The 12,932-nt window shown below is 71.3% G+C and carries 10 protein-coding genes and 2 pseudogenes; 7 read left to right on the forward strand and 5 right to left on the reverse strand.

The window, feature by feature from the left end; all coding sequences use genetic code 11:
* Window positions 1-197 precede the first annotated feature (197 nt).
* The gene (locus GA0115254_RS09840; protein ID WP_093894887.1) at window positions 198-1,505 is read right to left on the reverse strand and encodes a glycosyltransferase family 39 protein; all 1,308 of its coding nucleotides are present in this window, start codon (window positions 1,503-1,505) and stop codon (window positions 198-200) included.
* A 750-nt stretch (window positions 1,506-2,255) separates the two neighbouring features.
* Here GA0115254_RS09840 and asnB point away from each other — a divergent pair.
* Window positions 2,256-4,103, forward strand: a complete 1,848-nt coding sequence (gene asnB, locus GA0115254_RS09845; RefSeq protein WP_093894888.1) for an asparagine synthase (glutamine-hydrolyzing) — start codon at window positions 2,256-2,258, stop codon at window positions 4,101-4,103.
* A gap of 40 nt (window positions 4,104-4,143) precedes the next feature.
* Here asnB and GA0115254_RS09850 read toward each other — a convergent pair whose 3' ends face one another.
* The gene (locus tag GA0115254_RS09850) at window positions 4,144-4,485 is read right to left on the reverse strand and encodes a DUF6204 family protein (RefSeq protein WP_093894889.1); all 342 of its coding nucleotides are present in this window, start codon (window positions 4,483-4,485) and stop codon (window positions 4,144-4,146) included.
* Window positions 4,486-4,739: 254 nt separating this feature from the next.
* On the opposite strand from GA0115254_RS09850, the gene GA0115254_RS09855 reads away from it, so the two are divergent.
* Window positions 4,740-6,710, forward strand: a complete 1,971-nt coding sequence (locus tag GA0115254_RS09855; protein ID WP_093894890.1) for a DUF5107 domain-containing protein — start codon at window positions 4,740-4,742, stop codon at window positions 6,708-6,710.
* A gap of 58 nt (window positions 6,711-6,768) precedes the next feature.
* Here GA0115254_RS09855 and GA0115254_RS09860 read toward each other — a convergent pair whose 3' ends face one another.
* Together GA0115254_RS09860 and GA0115254_RS09865 are read right to left on the reverse strand one after the other, a co-directional pair.
* Window positions 6,769-7,122, reverse strand: coding sequence for a VOC family protein (locus GA0115254_RS09860; protein ID WP_093894891.1), 354 nt, complete (start codon window positions 7,120-7,122; stop codon window positions 6,769-6,771).
* 24 nt (window positions 7,123-7,146) lie between these two features.
* Complete coding sequence (locus GA0115254_RS09865; RefSeq protein ID WP_093894892.1) at window positions 7,147-7,956, reverse strand: class I SAM-dependent methyltransferase; 810 nt, start codon at window positions 7,954-7,956, stop codon at window positions 7,147-7,149.
* Between the two features lie 804 nt (window positions 7,957-8,760).
* Here GA0115254_RS09865 and GA0115254_RS09870 point away from each other — a divergent pair.
* Window positions 8,761-10,053, forward strand: coding sequence for a cytochrome P450 (locus GA0115254_RS09870; protein ID WP_093894893.1), 1,293 nt, complete (start codon window positions 8,761-8,763; stop codon window positions 10,051-10,053).
* Window positions 10,054-10,067: 14 nt separating this feature from the next.
* Here GA0115254_RS09870 and GA0115254_RS09875 read toward each other — a convergent pair whose 3' ends face one another.
* A complete protein-coding gene (locus GA0115254_RS09875; protein WP_093894894.1) occupies window positions 10,068-10,313 on the reverse strand; it encodes a DUF4158 domain-containing protein in 246 nt (81 codons plus the stop codon).
* Between GA0115254_RS09875 and GA0115254_RS45820 the strand changes: the two are divergent.
* From GA0115254_RS45820 to GA0115254_RS09895, 4 genes and pseudogenes are all read left to right on the forward strand, one after another.
* Window positions 10,300-10,475, forward strand: a pseudogene (locus GA0115254_RS45820) (TIGR03086 family protein); the annotation flags it as partial. The gene GA0115254_RS09875 and the pseudogene GA0115254_RS45820 sit on opposite strands and share 14 nt — an antisense overlap.
* 94 nt (window positions 10,476-10,569) lie before the next feature.
* A pseudogene (locus GA0115254_RS09885) lies at window positions 10,570-10,791 on the forward strand (IclR family transcriptional regulator C-terminal domain-containing protein); the annotation flags it as partial.
* Window positions 10,788-11,639 carry an SMP-30/gluconolactonase/LRE family protein gene (locus tag GA0115254_RS09890; protein WP_093894895.1) on the forward strand — a complete coding sequence of 284 codons (852 nt, stop codon included), beginning with the start codon at window positions 10,788-10,790 and terminating at the stop codon, window positions 11,637-11,639. The pseudogene GA0115254_RS09885 and the gene GA0115254_RS09890, both read left to right, overlap by 4 nt.
* 144 nt (window positions 11,640-11,783) lie before the next feature.
* The coding region (locus tag GA0115254_RS09895) for an aminotransferase class I/II-fold pyridoxal phosphate-dependent enzyme (protein WP_093894896.1) at window positions 11,784-12,932 on the forward strand (1,149 nt) is incomplete at its 3' end.

A 12,932-nucleotide genomic window follows, 5' to 3' on the forward strand; every position in this document is an offset into this window, starting at 1 on the left:
TACTCCGGATCAGCCGGTCGGCCGGCACTCCGGGGGCGGACCGCCCGGGGGAGACACCGCAGGTCACCGACGCGAACAAGGTGGTGACCAGCCTATAGAGCAGCTCGACCCGAGCAGCCGTCCGGGTCCGTCGGGCGGAGTGGTCGGCCGGGCCGGCCGCGTGGGCCGGTCACCCGGACCGGTTCGGCCGGTGCGGTTCAGCAGTGGCCGGGTCTGGCGTACACGGTGATGCGCGCCTGCGTGACCGTTCGGCTCGCGCATTCCTCGAAGTACGCGTCGAGGGTGGAGCGCTTGGCCGCCTCACGCGCGTTCGCGTCCAGCGGCTGGCCCTCCAGGTCGCGCACCGCGATGACGCGTGCCCTGGTCAGGATGCGCTCGCGGATCCGGTCCGTCGGCAGCTCCGTGCCGAACAGTGTGTCGGAGGCGACCGGGGTCTGTTCCAGGGCGAGGTCGGACAGGGAACGGAAGGAGTCCGGCCGGGCCAGCGTCCATACGCGCCTGCGTGAGGGCATGAACAGCAGCCCGTCCCCCGGTTCGGCGATGTCCTGGACCGCCCGGGCAATCGCGACCGCGTCGTTCTCGCGGCTCGCCGGCTTCCGCAGCGCGGTGCTCACGGGTACGAGGGTGGCGAGCACCATGGCCAGTGCCACAGCACATGTCACACGGTGCACGGTTCCGGCGCAGCGTGCCGACCGCCGGAGCCGGTCGAGCATCGAGCCCGCCAGGAGCGCGAAGCCGATGGCGGAGGCCAGGACGTAACGGTCCACGTACAACGGATGCAGCGGGCTCGTCAGCATGAGCAGCGTGCTCGGCAGGATCAGCAGCGGGAGCGCGAGCGCGGACAAGGTGATCGGTCCGCGCGCGCGGCCGGCAGAGCGGGCGAAGGCGACGCCCAGCAGGGCCGTCGCGACGAAGCCCAGCACCTCCCCGGCGTCCGGCGTGCCGATCCAGTCCACCTGCGCGGACTGGGTGGTGCTGAAGGCGGCGAGCGGGAAGAGGCCGACGAGCACCCCACCCGCCGCGATGCTCCACGCCCGCGTCACCGGCCGCGCCGATCGCGCCCGGAAGACGGCCACACCATGGGCCACGAGCATCAGTACGGCGAACTCGTGGAGCAGACAGGCCATCAGTATCACCGCGCCGTACGCCACCCAGCCCCGTCTTCCCGGCCGGGAGAGGCTGCTGACCAGGAGGCAACTCGCCCACGTGATCAGTGCACAGACCAGGGCGTAGGACCGGCCTTCCTGCGCGTACCGCTGCACCGGCGGGAGCAGCGGGAAGACGAGGCCCGCCAGCAGTCCCGTCCACGTCCCTGCGAGTCGCTGCCCCAGCCGTATGACGCCGACCGCCGCCGCGGCGACCGCCAGTACCGACGGCAGCCGCAGCGCCACCAGGCCGCCGTCCCAGAGGCCGAACACCCCCCGCATGATCAGGTAGTACAGGCCGTGCACGACGTCGACATGGCCCAGGGTGTGCCAGATCTGCGGCACACTCCGATGTGACATGGCAAAGGTGACCGCCTCGTCTCCCCACAGGGTGTCCTGGCGACGGATTCCCCAGACCCCGATGAGCAGGGCCGGCAGTCCGGGGGTCCACGGGACCGCCCGGCGCAGGGCGTTCCGGGCCGGTTGTGGGAGAAGTGCCGTTCGCGAATCGGCGGTGGGCGCGGTGCGCTGGATGAGAGAGATGACGTGCTCCGTCCGAAGAAAGGTCTCTCGCTCAGTCGATCGTCCGCCGTGCTGATGGGCAGCCCCCGCAGGCGCTGCCGGTCAATTTCATTGGCGCTGCTCAGCGCCGTTGCGCAGACACCTCGACGGCGCATGGCGTGATCGCCGCCGTCTGCTCACGCGCCCGAGGCGGTCTCTCGGAGGACGAATGGCAGGCGCGTCTGCCCGACGTGGGGTATCGGGCCAGCCGCTGACCCGCAGGGTGCACCCCACTGGCCCACCTCGGATTGGGCAAGTCTTTGCCCGTGGCCGATTCGGGCTGCCCGCCGCGCCCGCGGGCCTTTCCCGTACGGGTTGCGGAGCGCGGCACCCCGTACAGGAACGGAAAAGTGGCGGCCGAAAGTATGAGGGGCCGGCCCCCACCGACGTAACGACCGTGTTGACCGTACGCAATCGCAGGCAGAGGCTCGTTACATAGCTGCCAAATACAACTGGTTCTGCCGGGCCTGCGCCTTCGGCACGCCGCCCGGGGGACGGCACCGTGCGTACGACCGTCTTCCCGGCCGGGACCGAATCGGGAGGACGTGTATGTGTGGCATCACCGGCTGGGTCTCCTTCGACCGTGATCTGCGGGCAGCCGAGGACGTCGCGACGCTGGACGCGATGACGGAGACCATGTCCTGCAGGGGCCCCGACGACCGGGGGTCCTGGATCGCCGATCACGTGGGGCTCGGACACCGGCGGCTGGCGATCATCGACCTGCCCGGCGGACGCCAGCCCATGACCGTCGGCACACCCGAGGGGGAAGTAGCCCTCGTCTACTCCGGTGAGGCGTACAACTTCACCGAACTCCGTACCGAACTGGCCGCCCGCGGGCACCGCTTCATCACCGACTCGGACACCGAGGTCGTGCTGCACGGCTATCTGGAGTGGGGCGAGTCCGTCGCCGAACGGCTCAACGGCATGTACGCCTTCGCCCTCTGGGACAGCCGCCACGACAAGCTCGTCATGATCCGCGACCGGATGGGCGTCAAGCCCTTCTACTACTGGCCGACGCCCGACGGAGTGCTCTTCGGCTCGGAACCCAAGGCCATCCTCGCCAATCCCGTGTCCCGGCCCCGGGTGACTCTCGACGGGCTCCGGGAGCTCTTCACCCTCGTCAAGAACCCCGGCCACGCCGTATGGGACGGCATGTACGAGGTGGAGCCCGGCACGGTCGTCACCGTGGACCGCGGCGGCCTGCGCAAGCACGTCTACTGGCGGCTCAGGACCCGTCCGCACCCGGACGACCGGGACACCTCGATCGCCAACGTACGGTCACTGCTCGACGACATCGTGCGCCGCCAACTGGTCTCCGACGTACCCCGCTGCGTCCTGCTCTCCGGCGGCCTCGACTCGTCCGCGGTCACCCTGCTCGCCGCCCGGCAGCTCGCAAAGAGCGGCGAGAAGGTCCGCACCTTCGCCGTCGACTTCGTCGGACGCACCGAGAACTTCGTCGCCGACGAACTGCGCACCACCCCCGACACCCCGTTCGTGCACGACGTGGCCGACCGGGCGGGCACCCTCCACCGTGACATCGTGCTCGACCCGGACACCCTCGCCGACCCCGACGTACGCGCCCGGATGATCCGGGCCCGGGACATCCCCATGGGCCTCGGCGACATGGACGCCTCGCTCTATCTGCTCTTCCGGGCCATCCGCGAACACTCGACCGTCGCGCTGTCCGGCGAGTCGGCCGACGAGGTCTTCGGCGGCTACCTCCAGTTCTTCGACGAGGAGGCCCGCAGCGCCGACACCTTCCCCTGGCTGGTGCGGTTCGCCGAGCACTTCGGCGAGGACGCGGGCATGCTCCGCGACGACGTGAACCAGGCCCTCGGCCTGGAGACGTACATCCGCGACAGCTACGACTCCGCCGTCGCCGGCATCGAACGGCTCACCGGTGAGAGCGACTTCGAGTACCGCATGCGCAGGATCTGCCATCTCCACCTGACGCGGTTCGTACGCATCCTGCTCGACCGCAAGGACCGCGCCAGCATGGCCGTCGGCCTGGAGGTCCGGGTGCCGTTCTGCGACCACAGGCTCGTCGAGTACGTCTACAACACCCCCTGGGCCCTGAAGTCCTTCGACGGCAGGGAGAAGAGCCTGCTGCGCGAGGCGACCGCGGATCTGCTTCCCCGGTCCGTCTACGAGCGGACCAAGAGTCCCTATCCGTCGACCCAGGACCCCAAGTACGCCGTCGCCCTGCAGGAGCACGCCCACAACCTCCTCGCGCGCCCGGACCACCGGGTCTTCGACCTGATCGACCGCGCCCGGCTGCAGCGGGTCGCCGACCACGATGCGCCCCGGATCACCTCGGCGTCCCGCCGCGGCCTGGAACGCACCCTGGACCTTGCGATGTGGCTGGACATGTACGAGCCGGAGGTGGACCTCAGCTGAGCGGTCCGCCGCCTGCGGCCCGGCGCGCGGCGGCCACCGCTCAGTTGCGCCGGCCCTTGTAGTTGATCTTCATGGTGTCCATGTCCGTCGCCGTGGACCGCAGTTCGCCATGGGCGTACCCCTGCTCCTTCAGCAGCTTCTCGGCCCGGTCCTCGGCGATCGCGGATGCCATCTCCTCGCCGTCCTCGGCGTCCGACACGACCACGAACCGGAAGCTGAAATGCTTGAGCACACGGTCGTACGTCAGCGAGCCCTCCTCGGTGAACTGCATCGCGCTCAGACCGTGCAGGTCCACCTCGGACAGGAGCCGGGCGCGCGCCTGGTCCGTCAGACCCTCCCAGGTACCGCGCACGATCACTCGGTAGGTGTGCTGCGTGCTCATCGTGTTTCCCGCTCCGCATTCCGCTCGTGAACCGTCGAGGGCCAAGGTTACGGCGGTGAGGACGGAGCGCACGCGAATTATCGCGGGGGCGGCGGCCCGGGGTCGTCGCGGGGGAGGGCGCCCCGGCCGCCGCCCCCGTGGTCTTTTGCCGAAGTCTGACGGCGATGCCCCTGGCCGGGCCGCTGTCCAGCGTGTTCCATGGTCATCGGGGGCGCCCGGACCTGCGGCGGCCCGTGTGAGGGAGCGAGGTTGCCTTGGCCACGACCGTACGACGTGCCGTACTGACTCTGCCCGCCGCACCACTGGGCCCGGAGAACCCGCTGCCCGCACTGCGGCCGCTCGACGAGATGCATGTCGTCGACGACCGCGACCGGTCCGGACTGCCACGTGACATGGCACGCCAGATCGGCTACGAACCACTGGCCACCGTGCTCCCGGTCCGTATCCTCGACGGGTACGGGCGCGACCGCGTCCCCAGCGGGCTGGACGCGGTCGTCATCGAGAACGACCGGCTGCGGGCCACCGTGCTGCCCGGGCTCGGCGGTCGCATCCACTCCCTCCACCACAAGCCGACCGGCCGTGAACTCCTCTACACCAACCCCGTCCTGCAGCCCGCCGACTTCGCGCTCAACGGCGCCTGGTTCTCCGGCGGCATCGAATGGAACATCGGCGCCACGGGCCACACCACACTGTCCTGTGCCCCGGTCCACGCCGCCCGGGTGCCCGCACCCGACGGCGGTGAAATGCTCCGTCTCTGGGAGTGGGAGCGGCTGCGCGACCTGCCGTTCCAGGTGGACCTCTGGCTGCCCGAGGATTCCGACTTCCTGCACGTCGGCGTACGGATACGCAACCCGCACGAACACACCGCACCCGTCTACTGGTGGTCCAACATCGCCGTACCCGAGGGCGAGCGCACCCGGGTCCTGGCTCCGGCCGACGAGGCATGGCACTTCGGTTACGAGCGGACCCTGACCCGGGTCCCGGTCCCCGGGGCCGGCTCCGTCGACCGTACGTACCCGCTGCGCGGCGACTTCCCCGCCGACTACTTCTACGAGGTGCCCGAAGGCGCCCGTCGCTGGATCGCCTCCCTCGACGAGGACGGCCACGGACTCGTCCAGACGTCGACCGATCTGCTGCGTGGCCGAAAGCTGTTCCTGTGGGGCAGCGGCCCGGGCGGGCGTCGCTGGCAGGAGTGGCTCACCGAGCCCGGCACGGTCGGATACGCCGAGATCCAGGCCGGACTCGCCCGTACCCAGCTGGAACACATCCCCCTCGAACCGGGCGCCGATTTCAGCTGGCTGGAGTCGTACGGACCGCTGTCCGCGGACCCCCGGGCCGTGCACGGCGACGACTGGTCTGCGGCCCGCGCCGAGACCGAGCGACGGCTCGCCGAGGCGCTGCCGCGCGCGGATGTCGACGCCGCGTACGCCGCCTGGCGCCCCTGCGCCGACAACGAACCCGGTGAGCCGCTCGCCACCGGTTCCGGCTGGGGTGCCCTCGAAGTCCGGCGCGGCAAGTACAAGCTCCCCGGCACGCCGTTCGCCGAGTCGACCCTCGGTGAACAACAGGCACCCTGGCTGGAGTTGCTGGACCTGGGCTCTTTCTCCGAACCGGGCAGGGCAGCCCCGCCCGGCCCCTCCCTGGTCTCCCCGCACTGGCGCGACATGCTGGAGACGGCCTCCGCCGAACCCCTCACGGAGTATCACCTCGGAGTCGCCCAGTGGCACGCCGGTGACCGCGCCCAGGCGGTCCGCAGCTGGGAACGTGGACTGGCCCTCGCGCCGTCCCGCTGGCCGCTGCTGCGCTGCCTCGCCGTCGCCGCCGGGGAGGGCGGCCAGCGGGACCGGGCGGCCGACCTCTACACCGAGGCGTTCGACGACCTGTGCGCGGAACGTCGCGACGACGGCGACGCCTGGACGTCCGCCACGGCGGCGCTCGGCCGTGAGGCGATGGAGGCACTGCTTGCGGCAGGGCGCCCCGAAGCGGCCCGGACGGTGTGGGCCGGCCTGTGCGCGGCGGTCCGACAGCGCGGCCGCTTCCGCCTGTTGGAGGCCCGGCTGCTGATCGCCGAGGGCGACCGCGCCGCCGCCCGGGCCGTTTTCAGCGAGGGCTTCGAGGTCGCGGATCTGCGCGAGGGCGCGGAAATCCTGGACGAGGTGTGGGCCGAGCTCACCGACGAGCCGCTGCCGGACAGATACAACTTCCGGATGCGTCCCAGGACTTGATGACGAAGGCCGTCCGCCCCGCGACCACCTCCACCGGCGCGGGGCGGACGGCCGCGGGTCAGACGGTCAGGTTCCGGTCGACGTACTCGAAGACCGAGCCGTCCGGATGCACCGCGATCAGATTGCGGCCCACCGGCGTCGGTACCGGGCCTGCGAGGATCCGGGCGCCGACGCGGGTGAGGGAGTCGTGGGCTTCGTCGACATCCTTGACCGCGATCGTCGCCGTCACCTTGCGCAGGATCTCCAGCTCCGACTCCGGGCCGCTCATCAGCAGAAAGCAGCTGATCGCGGCGACCGAGACTCCGCCACGCTCGAAGCGCAGCGCAGAACTGGCCGTGAGGTCCTCGTAGAAGGCCACCGCGGCCTCCAGGTCGTCGACGCAGATACGCAGCGTGGTTCCCAGAATGTCCATACGGGCAAGGGTAGTTGGCGGTTCTCAGGCCCGGCAGAGCACCTCGCCGTGCGGGACCATGAACCAGGCGTCGTCCTGTGCGCCCCACTCGCGCCAGGCCGCGGCGATCGCGGCCAGCTCCTCGGTACTCGCGTGGCCGCCGTCCACGGCCAGCCTCGCGTACACCGAGCCGACCGTACGGTCCGCCCACAGACCGCTCCACCAGGCGCGGCTCTCCGGAGTGGCGAAGCACCAGTTGCCGGCGGTCGGGGTGATGTCGGTGAAGCCGGCCCGGCGGGCCCAGGAGAGCAGCCGACGGCCCGCGTCGGGCTCGCCGCCATTGGCGCGGGCCACCCGTCCGTACAGTTCCTGCCAGTCGTCCATGCCTGATACCCCGGGGTGCCAGGCCATCGCCGCGTAGTCGCTGTCGCGGGCCGCGACGATGCCGCCGGGGCGGCAGACGCGCCGCATCTCGCGCAGTGCCTGCACCGGGTCGCCCACGTGCTGGAGCACCTGATGGGCATGGACGACATCGAAGGAGTCGTCGGGGAAGTCCAGGGCATGGACATCGGCGGTGGTGAACTCGATGTTGTCCAGGCCGCGTTCGGCGGCGAATTCGGCCGCACGGTCCAGGATCTCCCGAGCGGCGTCGACGGCGGTCACCCGGCCGGGGGCGACCAGCGCGGCCAGATCCGCGGTGATGGTGCCGGGTCCGCAGCCGACGTCCAACACGGACATGCCCGGGCGGAGTTCGTCGATCAGATACGCCGCGGAATTGGCGGCGGTGCGCCAGCGGTGCGAGCGCAGCACCGACTCGTGGTGGCCGTGGGTGTAGACGGCGGTCTCCTTCGGCATGGCCGTGGATCCTTTCTCGAAACGCAGAGCGTGACATGCGAACCGCGAAGCGCTGATCGGTACGGCCACCGTACGCTCGAATGTCGAATGATGAGATGCGCGTCTTGATATATGGACAAGCTCCCCGTGCCGGGCCGCCCGCCGGGCCATGCGCCCGCACTGCCGGCGAGGGGGCGGTGGATGTCGGCGACGCCGGGTCTCTGCCCCCTTGCGCTTGCCCATGGGGATGATCAGGTCGGGCTGGATCTGCTCGACGGAATCGCCGCCGGAGCTGCGGCGGAGCACGGTGTGCAGCACGTCGTCGGTGATGACAGGGGGCCGGCCGCCGTGCGGGGTGCTGGTGCCCCCGGTCTTGAGGTGACCGGCGTCGCCACACCTCGCGGCCGGGGGCGGCACTGATCTCCAGCACCGGGGCGACGATGGCCGGCTGCGGGGCCCAGCCCGCAAGCACGCGCCTCATATCCACGCGTGCGACTGATGCCCTGAATGTGACATATATGGCATGCGTGGAAGTATGGGATGCGTGGTCGTTGGTGCTGGCGAGAACTTCTTTGCTGAACCCTCGGCTGGGAGGGCTCTCACAGGCGAGAGGAGTGCATCATGATCGCCAAGCTGCTCGGCAAGCTGTCCTTCACCCGCCACTACGGTGCGTACGGGGCCCACGAATGGGATGCGTACGCCGGCGACGTCTAGGTCCGACCGCACTGACGGCGGGCGCCCCCGGGCGCCCGCCGACTCCCAGCCATGCTGCCGACGATATCGGCCTGGACTGGTACGAGAGTCAGGGACGATCTCATGGGCCGAATGAATGAGCCGCCGCGGTTGCCCGGAGGCGGCTTCGCGGCCTGGAGCCGCGACCGGCTGGCGCTGGCGCGCCGTGGCGCCGAGGAGTGCGGGGACGTCTGGCAGCTGGAGCCGGGTGTCTACGTAGCCGCTTCGGCCGGGCCGTGTGAAGCAGTCCTGCGCCGCGCGCAGGACTTCCCCAAGGCATCCTCGCCTCTCTTCCCGCCGTTGAAGCGGTCGAGCGGAGCACCGACGCCCGAGGAGCGTGCGCATGCTCACGCCGCCCGCATGCGCGGACTGCGCCCGCAGGCGGTCGCGGCCCGGATCGGTGAGATTGCGCCCGGGACCGCTCGATTCGTCGACCAGTGGCCCACGGGCCAGGACGTCGAGATTCTGCCCCCGGTCCGGCACGCCCTGGCGGAGATCGGTGTGCGCTACCTCTTCTCCGAAGACGCTCCCACCCTGCTGCCCTTTGCCTCACAGCTCTTCCTGGCCCGGGAGGTGCTCGTACGCCCCTCGCGCTGGGCATGGCCGCGCTGGATCCCCACACCGGCACGGCGGTTCCGCACACGGCAGCAAGTCGCCTTCACCAACGCTTTGCGGCCCATCGTCCGTCGGCGCCGTTCATCGGGCCGGCTCGGTGACGACATGCTGGGACAGATGCTCCGGCCCTCCTCCCGCTACGGCCTACTGCCGGAAGAGGCCGTCCTCGACACTCTCCCCGGAATCACCGTCGCCACCTTCGAGACACCTTCCCGGGCAGCCGGATGGATCCTGCTCCACCTGGCCCGGCACCCCCAGGCAGCGGACCGCGTCGCGGCCGAAGCCGCCTTGCTGCCCGCGGACCCGGCCGCGACGACCAGCACCCACCTCGACAGCCTGCAATACACCCAGGCACTGGTACGCGAGGTGCTCCGACTGCACCCTCCGAGCTGGCTACTGACCCGGCGCGTCAGGCGACGGACTCAGCTCGCCGACTACACCATCGACGCCGGGTCCACCGTTCTCGTCTGCCCCTACACCGCCCACCGCGACGCACGGGAACACTCCGAGCCGGACCGGTTCCAGCCCGAGCGCTGGCTCGATGATCCGGGCTCGCCGGCGAAACCCGGGGTCTTCCTCTCCTTCGGAACCGGGCCGCATGGCTGCGAGGGAGCCGCCCTGGCCATGGCGATGCTGACGCTCCTGACGGCGCAGACCGCCCGCCGCTACCACTTGAGCGAGCCGCCCGGACCGGAACCCGGCTACCAGGTCACCACCTTCGAAGGTCTCGCCATTGTCGGCCTGCGCCTGCGTGCCACCTTGCGCAGCTGAGGGCGGTCCCGCTTTCAATGACAGGCCGCCTCCACGGCGAACTCGCCCGCCTCGACAGCAAGCTGCTCGGCGGCGGACCGGACCACCACATACGGGACCACGGACAAGTCCTCGGTGGGGCAGACGCCCAGCATCCGCACGCAGCCCCACTGCACCGCCCACCCCAGCCGGTTCGGAGACGCACGCTTCGCCCGCGCAGCTGTCGGCGCCCGCGTATCCGGACGGAAGAACTGCTCCAGCTCCCCGGTGTCCCGGGCCATCGGCGCCGACGAGCGGCTGCCCGTACCACTGGTCGCGTTCACGCGCCGCGAGGTCGGACCGTACGCGAGGGATCTCTCGCAGAGCGGCCTGTTCGCTCCGCCCGTCGAGCCCCCGCGGACGCCGACCCGCAGACCGACCTGCTCGCGCTCCTCGGCCGACGGGCCCGACCTCACTCGCGGTCACCGGGCATTGTCGCGGCAAGTGCCACCCCATTAACCTGTGTTCGTGATTCCGGTCATCGGCCGGAGTGTCGAACGCGAGCGGGGAGTCGCGGTGGTGCGCCGTGAGTCCGCCCCCGATGTCAGTTGCGTCGCCGCGCCGGTACGGGACCGTACGGGCAGCATCGTCGCCGCGCTCTCCATATCCGTACCCATGATCCGCTGGACCGAGGAGCGCGAGGAGGAACCGGCGAGCCTCGCTGTCGGCGGTGCCGATGCGCTCTCAGGCCGGCTCGGACACCACGAGGGGCAGCAGTGACCACCACACGCCTGGATGTTGCCGTACATGAGCGCGCCGAGCTCGGCGAGGGACCGACCTGGGATCCCGTCACCGGCCGGCTGATCTGGGTCGACATCGTCTGCGCCCGCGTGCACACCTACGACCCGGTGAGCGGCCGCCGTACGGTGATGGCCACCGAACAGCACGTCGGAGCCGCCAAGCCGCGCGCCGGTGGCGGACTCGTGGTCAATCTGCGCGACGGCATCGGTCTGTACGGCCCCGACGGCGCCTTCCACTGGCTGGTCCATGACCCGGAGCCAGGACGTCGCGGCAATGATGCGGCGGTGGCTCCGGACGGGGCGCTGTGGGTGGGCACCATGCGTTACGACGGCGCGGAGAACGGCGGCAGTCTCGCCCGCGTCGCACCCGACGGCTCGGTCACCCCGGTGCTGCCCGCCGTGGCCTGCGGCAACGGCATCGGGTGGAGTCCGGACGGGCGGCTGATGTACTTCATCGACACGCCCACGCGCCGTATCGACGTCTTCGACTTCGACGGTCAACGCGCCGTGAACCGACGCCCGTTCGCCACCGTCGAGCCGGGTGCGGGATTCCCGGACGGGCTGACGGTCGACGCCCGGGGAGCCGTCTGGGTCGCTCTGTGGGACGGCGCTGCGGTGCGCCGCTACACGGCCGACGGCGCCCTGGACCGGATCGTCGAACTCCCCGTACAGCGCCCGACAGCCTGCGCCTTCGGCGGCAGGGACCTGCGCGACCTCTACATCACCTCGGCCCGCACGGGGCTCGCCGCGCCGCATCCGCTGTCCGGTTCGCTGCTGGTGCTGCCGGACGCGGGGCACGGGATGCCCGGGTCGGCCTTCGCGGGCTGAGACCGCCTCGCTCGGCCGGATACCCATGGCCCGCTGCCGGACGGGCTCCTCGACGGCGCCGTTGGGCGGGCGCGGTCGGCCGAACCCTCGTATAAAGGGCCCTGAGTGAGACGACGGGACGGGGCGGCGGCGAAGGAGGCCCGGATGGCGGGGAAGCAGACCGAGCGGACCGGACGGGCGGGGCGCGAGGACAAGGCCGGGAGTGGCGCGGGTTCTGTGCGGGAGGACCGCGGCCCTGTTCGATACGGGCCGCCCGCCCCCGATCCCGGTCTGCCCGTCCTGCCCGAGCTGGCCGAGGTGCTCGCCGCCGCGGCCGGCCGCAGCGAACCCGAACCGACCGGCGGCGGCGAGGCCCTGCGCGAGGCCGCGACCGCCTACTGGGAGCGGCGCGGACTGCACGGCAGCCCGGAGAACATCGCCGCCGCCCCGGGCGCCTCGCCGCTGCTGCTCGCGCTGATCGCCGCGCACGGCGGCGACGTGCTCATGCCGCGCCCCTGCACAGCCACCTGGATTCCGCAGGCCAGGCTGCTGGGCAGGCCCGCCTATCATGTGCCGACCCCGGCCGAGTGCGGCGGCGTGCCCGATCCGTACGCGCTGCTGGAGACCGTACGCAGGGTGCGCGCCGAGGGAGGCAGGCCCCGGCTGCTGCTGATCTCCGTGGTCGACGATCCGACCGCCACCGTCGCCCCGCCGGAACTCGTTCGCGAGGCGTGCGAGGCGGCGGTCGCCGAAGGACTGCACATCGTCAGCGACGAGACCTGGCGCGACACCCTGCACCGGCCGCATGACACGGTCCTGCTCAGTCCGGCCGAAATGTGCCCCGACGATGTCACGGTCGTCTGTGATCTCGCCGGTGCGCTGACCCCGTCCGCCTGGCCGGTCGCGGTCGCCCGGTTCCCGGACACCGAGCGGGCAGCGGTGCGCCATGCCCGTACCCTCGACAGCCTCACCGCACTCGGCGCGCACGTCGCGGGGCCCGTCGCCATGGCCGCCGCCCACGCGCTGCGCGAACCGGACTCCGTCACGGACCGGGTCCGCCGGGCCGCCGCGCTCCAGGCACAGGTCGCGGCAGCGGCCCACCGCGCGGTCCTCGCCTCGGGTGCGCTGGCCAGACCCCCGCAGGCCGGCCGCCATCTCTACGCCGACCTCGGGCCGCTCAGATCCCGGCTCGCGAATCGAGGCGTCACCGACTCGCTCGAACTGGAGGAGTACCTGACGGAACGCCTCGGCGCACCGGCGCCGGGCGGCCACCGGTTCGGCGACGAACTGGGGGCGCTGCGCGTACGGCTGGGC

The organism is Streptomyces sp. Ncost-T10-10d (assembly GCF_900091955.1).
Lineage (GTDB): Bacteria > Actinomycetota > Actinomycetes > Streptomycetales > Streptomycetaceae > Streptomyces.